Here is a 17,614-nt window from a genome sequence, read left to right on the forward strand (position 1 = left end):
CTTCTGTTGCAGAACAGTGAAGGGCTCGTGGCGGTTCCATTGCAGTAAAACTGCGGCGGTATGACGATAGCCCAAATCGTTGTGACGAATAGGTGCGGGTGTTTCAAATCATTGTCAAGGAGTGCCTCTTTCCTTTATACGGCAGTTGTCTTGATGGCCATCGGCCATGGCGACGACGGAGCGGAAGATGGACGCCGTCCCAGCGGTCAAGCGGTACCGCAGCATTTGGATATCCGACGTTCATCTTGGAACGCGCGGCTGTCAGGCGGAACTGCTTCTCGATTTCCTGAAGCACACCGAATCGGATCACCTGTACCTGGTCGGCGACATCGTCGATGGCTGGCGGCTGAAGAAAAGCTGGTACTGGCCGCAGGCCCACAATGACGTGGTGCAGAAGATCATGCGCCGCGCCCGCAAGGGGGTGGAGGTCTATTACATCCCCGGCAACCATGACGAGGCGGCGCGCGATTACGTCGGGCTGCAGTTCGGCGGCGTGCATGTGGTGGACGAATGGGTCCACACCACCGCCGACGGCCGCCGCCTGCTGATCACCCACGGCGACAAGTTCGACGCGGTGGTGCGCTACGCCAAGTGGCTGGCCCTGCTCGGCGACCACGCCTACGTCACGCTGCTGCACGTCAACACCCTGTTCAACTGGGTGCGCCGCAAGCTCGGCTTCAATTACTGGTCGCTGTCGGCCTACCTGAAGCACAAGGCGAAGACCGCGGTCGAATTCATCGGCAAATACGAAGAGGCGCTCGGCGAGGAGGCCCGCCGCCGCAAGGTCGACGGCGTCGTCTGCGGCCACATCCACACCGCTGAGATGCGCGACATCGAAGGAATCCTCTATTGCAACGACGGCGATTGGGTCGAGTCCTGCACCGCCTTGGTCGAGCACGACAGTGGCGCGCTGGAAATCATCCACTGGACGGAGGTCATGGCGCAGCGGCTTGCCACCACCGGTCCCAGCAGCAGTCCCACCGGCGGCAAGATCAAGGCGAAGGAACTCACGGCGAAGGAACGGGAAGCGGCGTGAACATCCTGATCGTCAGCGACGCCTGGCACCCGCAGGTGAACGGCGTCGTGCGCACCATCGGCACCGTGCGCGCGGAGCTGGAGGCGATGGGCCACAGCGTCGAGGTGATCGGCCCCGACCGCTTCCGCACCCTGCCGATGCCGACATATCCGGAAATCCGGCTGGCGCTGGGGGCGAAGCGGCGGTTGTGGGCGATGATCGACGGCCTGCGGCCCGACTGCATCCACATCGCCACCGAAGGGCCGTTGGGCTTTGCCGCCCGGTCCTATTGCCTGAAGCACGGCAAGCCCTTTACCACCGCCTACCACACCCGCTTTCCCGAATATGTGCGCGACCGCGCCCCGATCCCGCTGGCGCTGTCCTATGCGGTGGTGCGCCGCTTCCACAAGCCGTCCTCGGCGGTGATGGTGGCGACCCAGACCATCGAGGACGCGCTGACGACCCGCGGCTTCGCCAACATCCGCCGCTGGACCCGCGGAGTCGACACCGAGCTGTTCCGGCCCCGCGACAAGGACTTCCTCGATCTGCCGCGTCCGGTGTCGATGTATGTCGGGCGCGTGGCGGTGGAAAAGAACCTGGAGGATTTCCTGCGCCTCGACCTGCCCGGCACCAAGGTGGTGGTGGGCGACGGCCCGGCGCGGGAGGAGTTGCAGCGCAAGTATCCGGCCGTCCATTGGGTCGGCGCCAAGCATGGCGAGGAGTTGGCGAGGCATTATGCCGCCGCCGACGTCTTCGTCTTCCCGTCGCGCACCGACACCTTCGGGCTGGTGCTGCTGGAGGCGCTGGCGTCCGGCGTGCCGGTGGCGGCCTATCCGGTGCCTGGACCGCTGGACGTGGTGGACGGCTCCGGCGCCGGCTGCCTGGACGAGGATTCTGAAGCGCGCGGTCGAAGGGGCGCTGGCGATCCCGGCGCAGACCTGCCGCGACTATGCGCTGGGCTACTCCTGGCGCCGCTCGGCCGAACAGTTCCTGTCGAACCTGCGACCCTTTTCGTAAGCGGGAAGCATTCGGGATGCGCCGCAGCCTTTTCCGCGCGGTTGGCGCTTGTGACGCTTTGAGGGAGCGATGAGGGGCCTGCGTCGCACCGGCCCCTGTTACGGAACCGTTGCCGCGTGCTAAGGTGCCGCCGGGCGCGTCGCCGGTGGTCCGTATCAGGGGCACCGGCAACGCGCCCGTTGTCGTACGTCTCCTGTTCCGGGCCTTGATGCTGCATTCCCTCTACCGTGGCCTGACGACCGTTGCCGGGCCGGCGGTGCGCCTCTATCTCGACCGGCGCCGTGCTGCCGGCAAGGAAGACCCCGCGCGCCAGGCGGAGCGGTTCGGCATGGCATCGCAAGCCCGGCCGGCCGGTCCGCTGGTCTGGATCCACGCGGCCAGCGTGGGGGAGGCGAACTCGGTCCTCGTGCTGGTCGGCCGGCTGCTGGACGGCGCGCCCGACCTGACCGTGCTGATGACCACCGGCACCGTCACCTCGGCCGAGCTGATGGGCCGGCGGCTGCCGCGGCGTGCGATCCACCAGTATGTGCCGGTCGATCTGCCGGGCGCGGTCGACCGTTTCCTCGAACACTGGCGGCCCGACGCGGTGTTGTGGACGGAATCGGAGATCTGGCCGAACCTGCTGGCCGGTATCCGCGCCCGATCCATCCCCGCCGCGCTGGTCAATGCCCGCATGTCCGAACGCAGCTTCTCGCGCTGGCGCAACGTGCCGGGGCTGATCGGCGGCCTGCTGTCGACCTTCCAGGTGACGCTGGCCCAGACCGAAGGCGATGCGGAGCGGCTGCGCCGGCTCGGCGCCTCCGGTGTCGCCAGCGTCGGCAACCTGAAATTCTCCGCCGAGCCTCCCCCCGCCGTTGCCGACGCGATGGAGCCGCTGCGGGCATCCCTGGCCGGCCGGCCCGTCTGGCTGCTCGCCAGTTCCCACCCTGGCGAGGACGAGATCGCCGCGGCGGTCCACACCGCGCTGGCCCCCGTGCTGCCCGGGCTGCTGACGGTCGTCGCCCCGCGCCATGCCCATCGCGGCGACTCCATCGCGGAGCTGATGCGGGCGCGCGGGCTGCCGGTTCTTCAACGGACCGCCGGGCATCGCCTGCCGGGTCCCGAGCATGCCGTCTATGTCGCCGACACCATGGGCGAGCTTGGGCTGTTCTACCGTGCGGCACCGGTGGTGTGCATGGGCGGCTCCTTCATCCCCCATGGTGGACAGAACCCGGTGGAGCCGGCGCAGCTGGGCTGTGCCGTGCTGTACGGGCCGCACATGTTCAATTTCGGCGAGATCACCCACATGCTGGAAGCCGCCGGCGGCGCCCTGCCGGTGGCGGACGGCGAGGCGCTGGCCCGCGAGGCGCGCCGGCTGCTGACCGATGACCGTGCACGAGACCGCATCGTCGCGGGTGCGGCACGGGTGACCGCCGACAACCGGCGGATCATCGACCGGGCGCTGGCGGCGCTGGCCCCGGTGCTGGGCGCGGCCGGCATCCGGACGGCTGCCTGAGGGGACGCGCCGCCGTGAAGACCCCCGCCTTTTGGTACCGGCCGCCCGGTCTCGCCTCCACCCTGTTGGCACCGCTGGGTGCGCTCTATGGGCTGGCCGGGCGGCGGCGCATCGCCGGAACCGTTCCGCGCAAGGTCGGCGTTCCGGTGGTCTGCGTCGGCAATCTGGTGGCGGGCGGCGCCGGCAAGACGCCGGTCGGGCTGTCTGTGATTGCGGCCTTGCAGGCCCGCGGTGTCGCCGTCCATGCGCTGACCCGCGGCCATGGCGGGCGGGAGGCTGGTCCGCTGGCGGTCGATCCCGGCCGCCACACCGCCGCCGACGTCGGCGACGAGGCGCTGCTGCTGGCCGGGGCGGCGCCCTGCTGGGTGGCGCGCGACCGGTTGGCTGGGGCGGAGCGCGCGGTTGCCGCCGGAGCCAAGGCAATCGTCATGGATGACGGCTTCCAGAACCCGGCCCTGCACAAGGATTTGTCGCTGATCGTGGCAGACGGGGCGGTCGGTTTCGGCAACGGCCGGCTGGTTCCGGCGGGGCCGCTGCGGGAACGGGTGGCCGACGGCCTCGCCCGCGCCGATGCGCTGGTGATCCTGGGCGAGGACCGTCACGGTCTGGCGGCGCTGGCCGGCGGACGCCCGGTGCTGACCGCCCGGCTGGAGCCCGATCCGGAGGCCGCCGCCCGTCTCGCCGGGCGCGACGTGCTGGCCTTCGCCGGCATCGGCCGGCCGGAGAAGTTCTTCGCGACGCTGGAGGCGCTCGGCGCCCGCATCGCGGAGCGGGTGCCCTTCGCCGACCATCACCCCTACCGTCCGGCCGAGGTGGCGGCGCTGCTCGACCGCGCCGCGGCGTTGGGCGCCGTGCCCGTCACCACCGCCAAGGACGCCATCCGCCTGCCGCCGGAGTTGCGGGCGAAGATCGCCGTCCTGCCGGTGTCGGTGCGCTGGGCCGATGAGAGCGCGCTCGCCGCGCTGCTGACGCATGTTTCGCTGAAAGGAAGCCCCGATGGCCAAGCCGCGTAGCCCGTTTCAGAAATGGCTGACGCGCCGCATCGGCTATCCGGTGGAGGCGCTGCTGGTCCATGGCGTCTGCGGTCTGTTCCGGATGCTGCCGCTCGACCGCGCATCGGCGCTCGGCGGCTGGATCGGCCGGACGGTGGGGCCGTGGCTGCCCAACAGCGCCCGTGCCCGGCGCAACCTGACCCGCGCCTTCCCCGAGAAGAGCGGGGCGGAGATCGAGGCGATCATTCGCGGCATGTGGGACAATCTCGGCCGCACCATCGCCGAATATCCGCATCTGGAGCAGATCGGCCGTGAACGGATCGAGGTGGTCGGCATCGAGCATGTCGATGCGCTGCGCGAGGACGGCAAGGCCGGTATCCTGGTCTCCGGCCATCTGGCGAACTGGGAGGTCCAGTCGGTCGCCTCCCGCATGCTGGGGCTGGAGCTGGGGCTGGTCTATCGCGCGCCCAACAACCCGATGGTCGGTGAACTGCTGGTGAAGCTGCGCGGGGCGGCGACCGGCATGCAGATTCCCAAGGGGCCGGACGGTGCCAGGATCCTACTGCGTCACCTGACCAGGGGCGGCCATGTCGGCATGCTGATCGACCAGAAGATGAACGACGGCATTCCGGTGCCTTTCTTCGGTCGCGACGCCATGACGGCTCCGGCGGCTGCCGTCCTCGGCATGAAGATGCAGCTCCCGCTGTGTCCGGCGCGGACCGAGAGGCTGGAGGGGGCCCATTTCCGCGTCACCGTCCTGCCGCCGGAGGAATACCCGACCAGCGGCGACCGCAATGCGGATGCGCGAATTCTTATGGAAAGGCTGAACCGACTGTTGGAGGATTGGATCCGCGACCGGCCGGCGCAATGGTTGTGGATCCACCGCCGCTGGCCCGACTGAGCACCCGAACCTCTCGCCGAAGGTCCGTCCTGCGATGACCCTGCCGCTCGACCTCCACCTGCTGCAACTCTATATGGTCGCCGTCTGTGTGCTGGTCCTGGCACCGGGACCGGACTCGCTTCTGGTGCTGACCCGCAGCATCGCCGATGGCCGGCAGGCGGGCGTGGTGGCCACCATCGGCATCTGCGTCGGCAACACCGTCCATTCGCTGCTGGCCGCCGCCGGCATCTCCGCCCTGATCGCGGCGTCGGCGTCGCTGTTCGACCTGCTGCGCTATGCCGGCGGCGCCTATCTCGCCTGGATCGGCCTGCGGTCGCTGTGGAGCGTCTGGACCAGCCGCGGAGCCGAGCCCGTTCCGTCCATCGAGGCCCCGGCCCCGGCGGGCACCTCCCGCGTCTTCGTCCAGGCGCTGCTGACCAACCTGCTGAACCCGAAGATCATCCTGTTCCAGCTGGCCTTCGTGCCCCAGTTCATCGCCCCGGAGCTGGGCCATGTGGCGTTGCAGACCTTCATCCTTGGCAACATCATCTCGGTGCTGGGCGGTCTCTATCTGGTCGGCATCGCGGCACTCAGTGCCGGGGCCGCGCGGCGCGTCCTGTCCAGCCCGCGGGTCCGCACGGCGCTGGACGGCATCGCCGGCGTCCTGTTCCTGGGCTTCGCGGTGCGGCTGCTGCTGACCGACCGCAAATTCGCGTGAAGAAGCCGGTGAGGGCTCCCTGGCGCCCTCACCACAGATCGTCCTCGTCCTCCGCACCGGTATCGACATCGAAGGTCGCGGCCTGCCGGACCACCGGATGGCTGTCCTTCCAGTCGTCGAAATCCGACACCAGCGCCGGACGGATGCCGAGCGCCAGCACCGGGCAGCCGCCGCCGCGGCCGGCATCCAGCCGGTAAAGCAGCTTCTTCATCCAGGTGGTGCTGGCACCGTACTTGTTCTGGAAATTCTTCATCTCGACCCGCCGCGCCACCTCGGTGAACAGCGGGATCAGCTCGGCGCTGCGGGTCAGCAGGACGCCGGCATTGATGATGCCGCATTCGTAGAAGGTGCGGGCGGCGTAGAGGTCACGGTCGAAGGTCTGGTCCTTGCTGTTCCATTCCAGGTCGAAGGACACCCGTCCCTTCACGAAGTCGATCTTGTGCCCGTCGATGAAGCCGTTGACCTTGTACAGCTCCTCGCGCTGGCGCTGTTCGGTGACGGTCCGGCCGCGGTTCTTGCCGGCGACGCGGCGTTTCTCCTCGTGCGTCACGATCATCTTGGTGATGAACAGGTCGCCGCGGATGCGCGTCTCGTTCCAGCCCAGCGGGTTCAGCATCCGCTCCATCGTCTTGGCGATCTGCGATTTGTTGCCTCCGGACGCCACGATGTCCTCGGTGCGGATGCGAAACTCCATCAGCCGTTCGGTGATCTCGCGGAACTCGGCCGTGCAGGCATGGGCCAGGATGCGCGCGGCGTTGCGGTAGCTGTGCACCTCGTACAGATCGAGGAAGCCGGGCGGGAACAGGTCGCCCAGGTCGGGATCCCGCGCCTCGATCAGCGGGGCCTTGTCGTGGATGCAGGCAAGCAGGTTCATGACGGCACATGCGCGATGGAAAACGGCGCCACCATGGCGGCTGCCGCCCGGCAAATCCACCCTTTCAGCCCGATGGCCGCCGGAGGGGGCCGAACTGGCGGCCATTCCCCGACATATGCTAAGGTCGCCGGCGCTTTGGGCCGCGTGTCGGGGTGGAAAAAGCGCGGCAAGTTCGGCGGGGGACCGTGATGAGCGACGAATTCCTGTTCGCGGAGGAGGAGCCCGCCGTCGAGGCGGTTGCCGAGGCTGCGGAGCCGGTCGAACCCTGGCTGATCCTGATCGTCGACGACGACCCGGCCATCCATGCGACCACCAAGATGGTGCTGCGCGGCTTCACCTTTGAAGGACGCCCGGCGCAGTTCCTGTCGGCCGCCACCGCGGCGGAGGCACGCGGGGTGCTGCGCGACAACCCGGCCATCGCGGTGATCCTGCTGGACGTCGTGATGGAATCCGACGATGCCGGTCTGCGGCTGGTCCGCTACATCCGCAGCGAGCTGAGCAACCGCCGTGTGCGCATCATCCTGCGCACCGGCCAACCGGGGCAGGCGCCGGAACGCGACGTTATCCTCAGCTACGACATCAACGATTACAAATCGAAGACCGAGCTGACGGCGCAGAAGCTGTTCACCTCTGTGGTCGCCGCGCTGCGCGGCTATCAGGACATCACCGCCATCGAGGATCACCGGGAGGGGCTGGAGCGCATCCTGGACTCCTCCTCCACCCTGCTGGGCAAGCGGACGATGGCGGAGTTCGTCCGCCATGCCGTGGCCCAGATCGTCGGCGTCTGCCCGCCGGCCAATGGACTGATGTCGGGTGGGGTGTCGGGCGGGGTGGCGCTGGTCAGCCGCCTGTGCGACGGGCCGCGGCCGTCGGAGCCGCTGGTGCTGGGCGGTGCCGGCTGCCATGTCGGGATGGAGGGGATCCCGCTGTTCCTGGCGCTGCCGCCCGACGCGGCGCAGGCGGTGACCGCAGCGCTGGCCGATGGCCGCAACCGCTATGAGCGCGGGCACAGCGTCCTGGTCTTCCGCTCCGCCACCCGCCGGCACGACACCGTGGTCTATCTCGGGCATGGCCGCGCCCTGACGGCCGACGAGCGGCGGCTGCTGGAGGTGTTCTGCGCCAAGGTCGCCATCGGCTTCGACAACGTCCACCTGTACGAGGAACTGACCGAGCTGAACCGCAGCCTGGAACGGCAGGTGGCGGAGCGCACGCAGGATCTGGTGGCGGCGCGCGTGGCGGCGGAGGCGGCACGGTCGGAGGCGGAGGCGGCCAATCAGGCGAAGTCGCTGTTCCTGGCGACGATGAGCCACGAAATCCGCACGCCGATGAACGGCATCCAGGGCATGCTGGAGTTGCTGGAGCACACCAGCCTGACCGGCGACCAGCGCGAACTGGTCAGCGTGGTGCGGGAATCGGCCGGCGCCCTGCTGACCATCATCAACGACATCCTCGACTTCTCAAAGATCGAGGCCGGCCGGCTCGACCTGGAGCGGGTGCCGGTGGCGCTCGCCAATGTGGTGGAGGGGGTGGCCGACACGCTGGCGCCGGGGGCCAGGGCCAAGGGGCTGTCGCTGGTCACCTACATCGACCCCGACCTGCCGGCGGAGGTCGTCGGCGATCCGGTCCGCATCCGGCAGGTGCTGTTCAACATCGCCGGCAATGCGGTGAAGTTCACCCAGTCCGGCTCGGTCACCGTGCGGGTGGAACTGGCGCATTTCGACGGCGACCGCGTCATCATCCGCGTCGCGGTGACCGACACCGGCATCGGCATCTCCAGGGAAAACCAGACCCGCCTGTTCCGCCCCTTTACCCAGGCGGAGGCATCGACCACCCGCCGCTTCGGCGGCACCGGGCTGGGGCTGTCGATCTGCCGGCGCCTGGCCGAACTGATGGGCGGCGACATCGGCGTCAACAGCGAGGTCAATGTCGGCTCCACCTTCTGGTTCACCTTCGCCGCCGATCTGGTTGCGGTGGACGAACCGGCCGTGACGCAGCGGGCGCCGCTGCAGGGGGTGACCGTCCTGCTCCTGGCGGCGGATGCGCAGGAGCGTGGCTTTCTCGCCCGCTATCTGAACGCCGACGGCGCGCAGGTGGTGGAGGCGGCCGACGCCGACGCCGCCTTGCGCACCCTGTTGCCGACCGCCGCCTGCGATGTTCTGGTCGCCACGCTCGGCACCGACACCGCGGCGCTGGACCGCGATCCGCGCGGCCGGGTGCGCGGGCGCGTGGTGATCGGTGGCGACGCGCTGAGTTCCGGCGATGCGGCGGAGCTTGGTGCCTCCGGTGCCGGCACAATGGTGCTCGGCCGGCCGGTGCGCCGGGTCGGGCTGGTCCGCGCCATCCTGGCCGCCGCCGGCCGGATGGCGGCAGGGGAGGGCGGGCGCGCCGACCGGCAACCCGCGCCGGAGCCCGCCGCCCCGGCCGCCGGCCGCCGCCGACTGCCCACGGTGGAGGAGGCGCGGGCACGGGGCCGGCTGATCCTGGTAGCGGAAGACCATCCGACCAACCGTCAGGTCATCCAGCGCCAGCTGACCCTGCTCGGCCATGTGATGGAGACCGCGGAGGACGGTGCCCAGGCGCTGGCCCTGTGGCGGGCCGGCGGCCATGGCCTGCTGCTGACCGACTGCCAGATGCCGGAGATGGACGGCATGGAGCTGGCCCGCAGCATCCGCGCCGCGGAGGGGGAAAGCGGGGCTCGCCTGCCCATCGTCGCCATCACCGCCAACGCGACGGAGAACGAGGCCCAGCTTTGCCTTCTCGCGGGCATGGACGACACGCTGGCGAAACCGGTCAGCCTTGCCGACCTGCGCCGGGTGGTGGACCGTTTCCTGCCGCCGGTGGACGGCGAAAGCGGGGAGGGTGAGGAATTGGACGATCCGTTGCAGAGCAAGGTACCGGTGACCGGCGGGTTGCAGCAACCGGAACCTCAGCCCTCGCCCCGGCATGCTCCTGCCGCCGCTCCCGTCATCGCCGATTTGCCGCCGCTCGATCTTGAGGCGCTGACCGCGCTGTTCGACGGCGACAGCGAGTTCGTCCGGCATCTGCTGGGGGAGTTCGTGACCTCCAACAGCGCTTCGCACCATTGGCTGGTCGACGCGCTGGCCGGCGAGATCTGGGACGAGGTTCGGCAGGCCGCCCACAAGCTGGCGGGGTCCTCGCGCACCGTCGGCGCCCGCGACCTTGCCGCCGCCGCCGATGCGGTGGAACTGGCGGTGATCGACCACCGGCTCGACGGCATCGCCGACATGGTCGCCCGTATCGGCGTGGAGCTGGACCGGGTCGTCGCCCACATCGAAACGGTCTGAGCCCGCACCCGCCGCGGCTGTAGCGAAACCGACATCAGCTTCCCCTTGTCGCCTTTGCGACACGGGGAGGGCACTTTCCGACTTTTGAAAATCTCCAGTGTTTCCCGTGACTTGGCCGGCCTCCGCCGGCTGGCACGCTGCTTGCTGTCTTGGGTGTATCCCGGCCCGGTGCCGGCCCCAAACCCACATGCGCGCCACAGCGAGAGCGGAAGCCAAGGAGAACGGGATGCACATCGTCGTCTGTATCAAACAGGTGCCCGACAGCGCCCAGATCCGCATCCATCCCGTCACCAACACCATCATGCGGCAGGGCGTGCCCGCCATCATCAACCCCTTCGACCTGTTCTCGCTGGAAGAGGCGCTGCGGCTGAAGGACAAGGTGGGCGCCCGCGTCACCGTGCTGACCATGGGGCCGCCGATGGCGGAGACCTCGCTGCGCAAGGCGCTGTCGCTGGGAGCCGACGACGCGGTATTGCTGACCGACCGCAAGTTCGCCGGCTCCGACACGCTGGCGACCTCCTACGCCCTGACCTCGGCCATCCAGAAGCTGTCCGAGGAGGATCCGGTCGACATCGTCTTCTGCGGCAAGCAGACGGTGGACGGCGACACCGCCCAGGTCGGCCCCGGCATCGCCACCCGCCTCGGCTTCGAGCAGCTGACCTACATCACCAGGATCGAGGATCTGAACACCGCCTCGAAGGAGATCGTGGTGCAGCGCCGCTCGGAAGGCGGCGTGCAGGTGCTGAAGACGAAGCTCCCCTGCATGATCACCATGCTGGAGGGCACCAACACCATCCGCTTCGGCAAGATGGACGATCTGTTCCGCGCCGCCCGCTACGAGCTGAAGAGCTGGAGCCGCGATTTCACCGGAGCCGAGGAAGGCCGCGTCGGGCTGAAGGGCTCGCCGACCGTGGTGTCGAAGGTGTTCGTGCCGAAGCCGCGGGCGGAGAAGGCGAAGATGATCGTTGCCGACGCCGACACCCCCGACGCGATGGCCGCCGCCGCCATCGACGCCATCTTCGCTGCCCAGCCCAAGCTGGCCGGCGACCTGCTCGCCCGCGCCGCGGCCGGGCTCTGACGATTTACCCGCGGGAGACCCGACGATGAGCGAACCGAGCAAGCCCCAGGGCCGCAAGTTCCAGCTTCCCGAACACCTGAAAATTTACAAGAACGTCTGGGTGATCGTCGAGCAGGAGCGCGGCATCGTCCACTCCGTGTCGCTGGAGCTGCTGGGCGAAGCCCGCAAGCTGGCCGACAAGCTGGGGGTGGAGGTCGGTGCCGTGGTGCTGGGTGCCGAAAGCCCCGACCTGAACCGCATCTGCGGCGACGCCATCGGCTATGGCGCCGACATCGTCTACAAGGTGACCGATCCGGCGCTGGCCGATTACCGCACCGATCCCTATTGCCGCGTCATGACCGACGTGGTGAACACCCATAAGCCGGAAATCGTGCTGTTGGGCGCCACCACGCTGGGCCGCGATCTGGCCGGCGCCATCGCCACCACGCTGGCGACTGGGCTGACCGCCGACTGCACCGAGCTGGACATCTACGCCGACAACCGCTCGCTGGCCGCCACCCGGCCGACCTTCGGCGGCACGCTGCTCTGCACCATCCAGACGCTGGCCTACCGGCCGCAGATGGCGACGGTGCGCCCGCGCGTGATGGCGATGCCGGAGCGCGACGACGCCCGCATCGGCCGCGTCATCGAAATCCAGCCGGACCTGCGCGAAGAGGACATCGTCACCAAGGTCCTGAACTTCATCGCCGACCGCGAGCAGAACGAGGCGCAACTGGCCTTCGCCGACATCATCGTGTCGGCCGGCAAGGGTTTGGGCAAGGTCGAGAACATGAAGCTGGTCTTCGATCTCGCCAAGATTCTGGGCGCCGAGGTCGGGGTGACCCGCCCGCTGGTCCAGGCCGGCTGGGCGACCAACGACCGTCAGGTCGGGCAGACCGGCAAGACGGTGCGGCCCAAGCTCTACATCGCCGCCGGCATTTCCGGCGCCATCCAGCATCGGGTCGGCATGGAGAAGTCGGACCTGATCCTGGCGATCAACACCGATCCGAACGCGACGATCTTCGACTTCGCCCATCTCGGGCTGGTCGGCGACGCGCTGAAGATCCTGCCGGCGCTGACCGATGCCTTCGGCCGCCGCCTCTCCGTCAACCGCATGGCCGGCTGACCGCCGGACGAGAAAGGAGCCTGTCGACATGGTCGAAAAGTTCGACGCCATCGTCATCGGTGCCGGCCCGTCCGGCAACGCCGCCACCTACACGTTGGCAAAGCAGGGGCTGAAGGTGCTCCAGCTCGAGCGCGGCGAGTATCCCGGCGCCAAGAACGTCCAGGGCGGCATCATGTACGCCCATGAGCTGGAGAAGATCATTCCGGACTTCCGGGACGATTGCCCGACCGAGCGCCACATCATCGAACAGCGCGTCTGGCTGCTGGGTGACGACAATTACGTCGGCACCAACTACCGCTCGGAAGCCTTCAACAGCGACAAGCCGAACCGCTACACCATCATCCGCGCCAACATCGACAAATGGTGGGGCGAGCAGATCCGCAAGGTCGGCGGTCTCCAGATCTGCGAGACGACGGTGACCGAGCTGATCCGCGATGCGTCGGGCAAGGTCATCGGCGTCCGCACCGACCGCGAAGGCGGCGAGATTCACGCCGACGTCGTCATCATGGCCGACGGCGTCAACGCCCTGCTCGCCAAGCGCGCCGGGTTGCAGGACGAAGCCGCGCCGGAGAATGTGGCGCTGGCGGTCAAGGAAATCCTCTTCATCGATCCGGAGCTGATCCAGCAGCGCTTCGGCATCAAGGAGGACGAGGGCGTCGTCATCGAGATCATGGGCAAGGTGACCAAGGGGATGGTCGGCACCGCCTTCCTCTACACCAACAAGGAATCGCTGACGATCGGCATCGGCTGCCTGATCTCCGACTTCAAGAACGGCGATTGCCCGCCTTACCGGATGCTGGAGGATCTGAAGAAGCATCCCGTCATCAAGCCGCTGATCGAAGGGGCGGAGATGAAGGAATACGCCGCCCACATGATCCCGGAGGGCGGCTACAAGGCGATTCCGCAGCTCTATGGCGATGGCTGGATGGTCGTTGGCGACGCCGCCCACTTCAACAACGCCGCCCACCGCGAGGGCTCCAACCTTGCAATGGCGTCGGGCCGGATGGCGGCGGAGACGGTGATCGAGCTGAAGTCCGCCGGCAAGGGCTTCAGCGCGCCGAACCTGGCCGCCTACAAGAAGAAGCTGGATGACAGCTTCATCATGAAGGATCTGAAGAAGTATCGCGAACTGCCCGGCATCATGCATGGCAACAAGCAGTTCTTCGGCGCCTATCCCGACGAAATCACCGCGGCGGCCCACAATTGGTTCACCGTGGACAGCGTCGACAAGAAGTCGAAGGAAAAGCAGATCATGAAGTCCTTCATCAAGCGCCGCTCGGTGATGGGACTGGTCGGTGACGCAATCAAGCTGGTGAGGGCCGTGCGATGACAATGATGGTGAAGGTCGAAGAGAAGCTCTATCAGAACCGCTACATCGTCGACGAAAGCCGGCCGCACATCCAGATCAAGAGCGTGGAGGCCTGCCAGACCTGCGAAAAGCAGGCTTGCACCTTCTGCTGCCCGGCGGCCTGCTACAGCAAGAACGAAACCGGCGGCGTGACGCTGGTGACCGACGGCTGCCTGGAATGCGGTACCTGCCGTGTCGTCTGCCAGGACAAGGGCAACATCGCCTGGGATTATCCGCGTGGCGGGTACGGCATCAGCTACAAGTTCGGCTGATCCGGTCTTTCATTGTCTTTCCCCTGAACCGGTTGGCCTCCGCGCGGTGACGCGCGGGGGCCGATCTGTTTTCGGAAGGGAGGAGGCTTCCGCCGACGCTTTTCTACACCCGGCTCTGCAACGCCTCTGTCGCCTGCCCCAGCGCCCGTTGCAGTTCGGCCGGGAAATAGGGCTTGCGGACAAAGCCGAAAGGATCGCATTCGGCGGCGCGGTGGCGGGTTTCGGGGTCGCCGAAGGCGGAGGTGAAGATGCAGCGGATGCCGGTCCGCTTGCGGATCGCCGCCGCGGCCTCGATCCCGTCGCGCGGCCCCCGCAGGCGGATGTCCATCATCACGATGTCCGGACGCAGCCGCTCCGCCGTCGCGACCGCGTCATCCGCATTGTCCTCGATCCCGACGACGGCGAATCCAAGCATGCCGAGGACCTCCTCCAAAGCCATGGCGGCGAGGCTTTCGTCTTCGACGATGAGGATGCGGACAGGACTGTCGGAGGCAGGCGATAGGTCGGTCATCATGATCGTGCAAGGAGTGTCACAATGATTTTACAGGAGTCGTGCAATCGGCGAACCTGAAAAGGCGGGGTTATGACCAATGGTGCAGCCTGCGTCCCTTGCATGGGTGAGGGTGGAAAAGCGTCGGCTGGGCTGTCCGCGAACCCTTGTTTTTCACACCTGCGGCGTACCATCTGACTGTTAAGGCTGTTTTCACGAGCGAGCATCGCGGGCCTGCACCCGTCCCTTGCAAACTGTCGGACGGGTTATCTGCGGGTTTGCGGCCTTTTTGCATGAGGAGACCGGCGATGGATCTGCGCGTCTGTTTTGAAAACATGGAAAGCGTCAACGTCAACGACGCGGCGATGATGAAGCACTACACCAAGAGCTATCTGGCCGATTTCGACCCGGAATGGGCCGGCTTCATCATGCTGCCGCACAGTGAGACCATGCGCGCGACGATGGAGCCCGCCTGGCAGGTGCTGATCCGCGGCGCCACGCCACGCACGGAGCAGGAGCTGCTCCGCTATCTCGACGAAAATCCGATGGCGGCCTACCATGTTCATGTCTACCGGCGCGACGGCAGCCCGAACGAGAGCAAAATCCACTGACGACAAAGGGGGCGCTGCAGGCGCCCCCCTTGCTCCGCAAAACGGCGCCGGCGGTTCAGCCGACCGGCGTGCCCAGCAGGCTGTCCAGCGGGACGAAGCGGTCGGCCATCTTGCGCGCCTCTTCCTTGTGGACCTTGAAGGTCTTCTCCGCGATGGCGTTGGAGACGACGAAATCCTGGTACGCCCGTTCCAGGTGGAAACGGTAGCGTGCCGCCGTGCCGTCGTCGTCCAGCCCTTCCATGCCGATGTCGTCGGACAGGTAATCGTGGAAGCGCTGCAGGATGTGCAGCCGGTTCACGTTCACAACACGCTGGTCGTAGGTGACGTGGAAGAAGCGCAGGAAGTCTTCCGCGGTCTCCAGATCGTCGAGGTCGTCGGTGAAATCGCTCATCGTCGAAGGCTCCTCACGCGTGCTGCTGGGTGGAAGGCGAGGGGGCGCACCCCTCCTGGTCGCAGATGTTGCCGCAGGAACTGCAGGCCACACCGTCCAAGCGTATATCGCTGTGTATGTCGTTCAGGCGAAATTCCGACAGGCGGATGCTTTTAGCAGGAAACTGTGACGTTTCCGCTGCGGTGTGGGCCTCGAGCCGGGCTTCAATGCGGTTTATGTGGTCGATCAGGCAGGCGATGGCCTTGCCGACCGGATCGGGCATCAGATGATGTTCCAGATCGATGCCGTGATTGGAAAGGTGGGGGTCGGACAACTGGCGGTGTGCTTCCGGCCGCACCACCCGGCCGGGGATGCCGACCACGGTCATGCCCGGCGGCACCGGCTTGGTCACCACCGAATTGGCGCCGACCCGCGCGCCGGCGCCGACGGTGATCGGTCCCAGGATCTTGGCGCCGGCACCGACCAGCACGCCGTCCATCAGCGTCGGGTGCCGCTTGCCCTTGGTCCAGGACGTGCCGCCCAGCGTCACGCCGTGGTAGAGAGTCACGTCGTCGCCGATCTCCGCCGTCTCGCCGATCACCACCCCGGCGCCATGGTCGATGAAGAAGCGGCGGCCGATGCGGGCGCCGGGATGGATGTCGATGTTGGTCACCGCGCGGGCGACATAGGACAGGAAACGCGCCGGCCAGCGCAGCCCCCGCTGCCAGGCTGCGTTGGCGACGCGGTGGATCACCAGCGCATGGATGCCGGGATAGCAGGTCAGCACGTCGAGGACGTTGCGCGCCGCCGGGTCGCGGTCGAACACGCAGGCGACGTCCTCGCGCAGCAGGACGACGATTCTCGGAGGAGTTCTGGCCTTCGTCATGTCGCCGCCTCCAGAAAGGCGTGCAGTTCCTCGGGAGTTGGCGGCCGCTTGGCGCGGGTGGCCAGCGCGCGGACGCGCGGCAGCACCGCCTGTGCGGCGGCGTCGTCGCAGGCGATGCCGAGCCGCTCATAGGCCAGCTTCACCGCTGCGGTGCCGGAATGCTTGCCAAGCACGATGCGGTGTTCACGCCCGACCTCGGCCGGGTCGAAATTCTGGTAGGTGCTGCGGTCGCGCAGCAGCCCGTCGACATGGATGCCGGCCTCGTGGGTGAAGACGGCGGCGCCGACGATCGACTTGTTGACCGCCACCGGCCGGTTGGACGCCCGCTCCACCAGATCGCTGATGGTGCCGAGCGAGCGCGTCTCGACGCCGGTGTCGATGTGGTAGAGGTGCTTCAGCGACACCACCACCTCCTCCAGCGGGGCATTGCCGGCGCGCTCGCCCAGCCCGTTCACCGTGGTGTTGACGTGGGTGGCGCCGCCCAGCACCGCGGCCAGCGAATTGGCGTTGGCGAGGCCCAGATCGTCATGGGCGTGGATCTCGATCTCCAGGTCGGTGGCGCGGCGCAGCCGCTCGATGCAGGCGCGCGTCTGGAAGGGATCGAGCACGCCGAGCGTGTCGGCGAAGCGGAAACGGCGGGCGCCGGCTTCCTGCGCCACCGTGGCGGCGGCGATCAGGAAATCCATGTCGGCGCGCGACGAATCCTCGCCTCCGACGCTGACCTCCAGCCCATGGTCGCGCGCCTGTTTCACTTGGCGCTCGATCTCGGCCAGTGCCCAGGCGCGGCTCCGTTTCAGCTTCCTGGTGATGTGGATGTCCGACACCGGCATCGACAGGTTGACGAAGCCGACATTGCAGGACAGCGCCGCCTTCAGATCGGCGTCATGCATCCGGCACCACACCATCAGCCGGCCTTTCAGCCCCAGCGACGCCACGGCGCGGATGCCCTCGCGCTCCTCCTCGCCCATGGCCGGGATGCCGATTTCCTGCTCCGGAACGCCGGCGGCGTCGAGCGCCTTGGCGATGGCGATCTTCTCGTCGAGCGTGAAGGCGACGCCGGCGGTCTGCTCGCCGTCGCGCAGCGTGGTGTCGTTGATTGTGGCGAAGGTGGTGGGCATGGGGGCACCTCGCGCGCGGGGACCGGCTGTCCCCGTTGAT

The 17,614-nt window shown here is 67.7% G+C and carries 16 protein-coding genes and 1 pseudogene; 12 read left to right on the forward strand and 5 right to left on the reverse strand.

Annotated features, from left to right (window positions below):
* Positions 1–187: 187 nt before the first annotated feature.
* From ACWPN8_RS05010 to ACWPN8_RS05035, 6 genes and pseudogenes are all read left to right on the forward strand, one after another.
* Positions 188–1,036: a UDP-2,3-diacylglucosamine diphosphatase gene (locus tag ACWPN8_RS05010; protein ID WP_109453359.1), complete on the forward strand. Its 849-nt coding sequence runs from the start codon at positions 188–190 to the stop codon at positions 1,034–1,036.
* A pseudogene (locus ACWPN8_RS05015) lies at positions 1,033–2,032 on the forward strand (glycosyltransferase family 4 protein). Before ACWPN8_RS05010 ends, ACWPN8_RS05015 begins: the two are co-directional and overlap by 4 nt.
* Positions 2,033–2,240: 208 nt before the next feature.
* Positions 2,241–3,527: a 3-deoxy-D-manno-octulosonic acid transferase gene (locus ACWPN8_RS05020; RefSeq protein WP_492240070.1), complete on the forward strand. Its 1,287-nt coding sequence runs from the start codon at positions 2,241–2,243 to the stop codon at positions 3,525–3,527.
* 14 nt (positions 3,528–3,541) lie between these two features.
* On the forward strand, positions 3,542–4,540 hold the full coding sequence (gene lpxK, locus ACWPN8_RS05025) for a tetraacyldisaccharide 4'-kinase (RefSeq protein ID WP_492240071.1): 999 nt from the start codon (positions 3,542–3,544) through the stop codon (positions 4,538–4,540).
* Positions 4,524–5,420, forward strand: coding sequence for an LpxL/LpxP family acyltransferase (locus ACWPN8_RS05030; RefSeq protein ID WP_492240072.1), 897 nt, complete (start codon positions 4,524–4,526; stop codon positions 5,418–5,420). The genes lpxK and ACWPN8_RS05030 overlap by 17 nt, the downstream gene beginning before the upstream one ends.
* 34 nt (positions 5,421–5,454) lie before the next feature.
* On the forward strand, positions 5,455–6,117 hold the full coding sequence (locus tag ACWPN8_RS05035) for a LysE family translocator (protein ID WP_492240073.1): 663 nt from the start codon (positions 5,455–5,457) through the stop codon (positions 6,115–6,117).
* 28 nt (positions 6,118–6,145) lie between these two features.
* On the opposite strand, the gene ACWPN8_RS05040 is transcribed toward ACWPN8_RS05035, so the two are convergent.
* The gene (locus ACWPN8_RS05040; protein WP_492240074.1) at positions 6,146–6,991 is read right to left on the reverse strand and encodes a BglII/BstYI family type II restriction endonuclease; all 846 of its coding nucleotides are present in this window, start codon (positions 6,989–6,991) and stop codon (positions 6,146–6,148) included.
* A 188-nt stretch (positions 6,992–7,179) separates the two neighbouring features.
* On the opposite strand from ACWPN8_RS05040, the gene ACWPN8_RS05045 reads away from it, so the two are divergent.
* The 5 genes from ACWPN8_RS05045 to ACWPN8_RS05065 all read left to right on the forward strand — a co-directional run bounded on the left by ACWPN8_RS05045 (position 7,180) and on the right by ACWPN8_RS05065 (position 14,099).
* Positions 7,180–10,296 (forward strand): hybrid sensor histidine kinase/response regulator, encoded by a 3,117-nt coding sequence (locus ACWPN8_RS05045; protein WP_492240075.1) that lies wholly within the window; start codon positions 7,180–7,182, stop codon positions 10,294–10,296.
* A gap of 226 nt (positions 10,297–10,522) precedes the next feature.
* The gene (locus ACWPN8_RS05050; RefSeq protein WP_492240076.1) at positions 10,523–11,374 is read left to right on the forward strand and encodes an electron transfer flavoprotein subunit beta/FixA family protein; all 852 of its coding nucleotides are present in this window, start codon (positions 10,523–10,525) and stop codon (positions 11,372–11,374) included.
* A 25-nt stretch (positions 11,375–11,399) separates the two neighbouring features.
* A complete protein-coding gene (locus tag ACWPN8_RS05055; protein WP_109452089.1) occupies positions 11,400–12,479 on the forward strand; it encodes an electron transfer flavoprotein subunit alpha/FixB family protein in 1,080 nt (359 codons plus the stop codon).
* Positions 12,480–12,507: 28 nt separating this feature from the next.
* Positions 12,508–13,809 carry an FAD-dependent monooxygenase gene (locus tag ACWPN8_RS05060; RefSeq protein WP_109452088.1) on the forward strand — a complete coding sequence of 434 codons (1,302 nt, stop codon included), beginning with the start codon at positions 12,508–12,510 and terminating at the stop codon, positions 13,807–13,809.
* Positions 13,806–14,099: a ferredoxin family protein gene (locus ACWPN8_RS05065; RefSeq protein ID WP_109452087.1), complete on the forward strand. Its 294-nt coding sequence runs from the start codon at positions 13,806–13,808 to the stop codon at positions 14,097–14,099. Before ACWPN8_RS05060 ends, ACWPN8_RS05065 begins: the two co-directional genes overlap by 4 nt.
* Before the next feature lie 103 nt (positions 14,100–14,202).
* Here the strand turns inward: ACWPN8_RS05065 and ACWPN8_RS05070 are convergent, their stop codons facing one another.
* On the reverse strand, positions 14,203–14,613 hold the full coding sequence (locus ACWPN8_RS05070) for a response regulator (protein WP_247873338.1): 411 nt from the start codon (positions 14,611–14,613) through the stop codon (positions 14,203–14,205).
* Positions 14,614–14,897: 284 nt separating this feature from the next.
* Here ACWPN8_RS05070 and ACWPN8_RS05075 point away from each other — a divergent pair, with 284 nt between their 5' ends.
* Positions 14,898–15,200 (forward strand): hypothetical protein, encoded by a 303-nt coding sequence (locus tag ACWPN8_RS05075; RefSeq protein WP_109051293.1) that lies wholly within the window; start codon positions 14,898–14,900, stop codon positions 15,198–15,200.
* Between the two features lie 55 nt (positions 15,201–15,255).
* Here ACWPN8_RS05075 and nifW read toward each other — a convergent pair whose 3' ends face one another.
* From nifW to nifV, 3 genes are read right to left on the reverse strand one after another with little or no spacing between them, the layout of a single operon-like run.
* A complete protein-coding gene (gene nifW / locus ACWPN8_RS05080) occupies positions 15,256–15,591 on the reverse strand; it encodes a nitrogenase-stabilizing/protective protein NifW (RefSeq protein ID WP_109452086.1) in 336 nt (111 codons plus the stop codon).
* A 13-nt stretch (positions 15,592–15,604) separates the two neighbouring features.
* The gene (gene cysE, locus ACWPN8_RS05085; protein WP_492240077.1) at positions 15,605–16,456 is read right to left on the reverse strand and encodes a serine O-acetyltransferase; all 852 of its coding nucleotides are present in this window, start codon (positions 16,454–16,456) and stop codon (positions 15,605–15,607) included.
* Positions 16,453–17,574, reverse strand: a complete 1,122-nt coding sequence (gene nifV, locus ACWPN8_RS05090; RefSeq protein ID WP_492240078.1) for a homocitrate synthase — start codon at positions 17,572–17,574, stop codon at positions 16,453–16,455. The genes cysE and nifV overlap by 4 nt, the downstream gene beginning before the upstream one ends.
* Positions 17,575–17,614 lie beyond the last annotated feature (40 nt).

The organism is Azospirillum sp. UENF 112521 (genome assembly GCF_058780665.1).

Coding starts and splice junctions, on each gene's coding strand:
- ACWPN8_RS05075 (WP_109051293.1), top strand. CDS start 14,898: ATGGATCTGCGCGTCTGTTTTGAAAACATGGAAAGCGTCAACGTCAAC.
- ACWPN8_RS05060 (WP_109452088.1), top strand. CDS start 12,508: ATGGTCGAAAAGTTCGACGCCATCGTCATCGGTGCCGGCCCGTCCGGC.
- ACWPN8_RS05010 (WP_109453359.1), top strand. CDS start 188: ATGGACGCCGTCCCAGCGGTCAAGCGGTACCGCAGCATTTGGATATCC.
- nifV (WP_492240078.1), bottom strand. CDS start 17,574: ATGCCCACCACCTTCGCCACAATCAACGACACCACGCTGCGCGACGGC.
- ACWPN8_RS05040 (WP_492240074.1), bottom strand. CDS start 6,991: ATGAACCTGCTTGCCTGCATCCACGACAAGGCCCCGCTGATCGAGGCG.
- cysE (WP_492240077.1), bottom strand. CDS start 16,456: ATGACGAAGGCCAGAACTCCTCCGAGAATCGTCGTCCTGCTGCGCGAG.
- ACWPN8_RS05020 (WP_492240070.1), top strand. CDS start 2,241: ATGCTGCATTCCCTCTACCGTGGCCTGACGACCGTTGCCGGGCCGGCG.
- ACWPN8_RS05045 (WP_492240075.1), top strand. CDS start 7,180: ATGAGCGACGAATTCCTGTTCGCGGAGGAGGAGCCCGCCGTCGAGGCG.
- ACWPN8_RS05055 (WP_109452089.1), top strand. CDS start 11,400: ATGAGCGAACCGAGCAAGCCCCAGGGCCGCAAGTTCCAGCTTCCCGAA.
- ACWPN8_RS05070 (WP_247873338.1), bottom strand. CDS start 14,613: ATGATGACCGACCTATCGCCTGCCTCCGACAGTCCTGTCCGCATCCTC.
- ACWPN8_RS05030 (WP_492240072.1), top strand. CDS start 4,524: ATGGCCAAGCCGCGTAGCCCGTTTCAGAAATGGCTGACGCGCCGCATC.
- ACWPN8_RS05050 (WP_492240076.1), top strand. CDS start 10,523: ATGCACATCGTCGTCTGTATCAAACAGGTGCCCGACAGCGCCCAGATC.
- ACWPN8_RS05035 (WP_492240073.1), top strand. CDS start 5,455: ATGACCCTGCCGCTCGACCTCCACCTGCTGCAACTCTATATGGTCGCC.
- nifW (WP_109452086.1), bottom strand. CDS start 15,591: ATGAGCGATTTCACCGACGACCTCGACGATCTGGAGACCGCGGAAGAC.
- ACWPN8_RS05065 (WP_109452087.1), top strand. CDS start 13,806: ATGACAATGATGGTGAAGGTCGAAGAGAAGCTCTATCAGAACCGCTAC.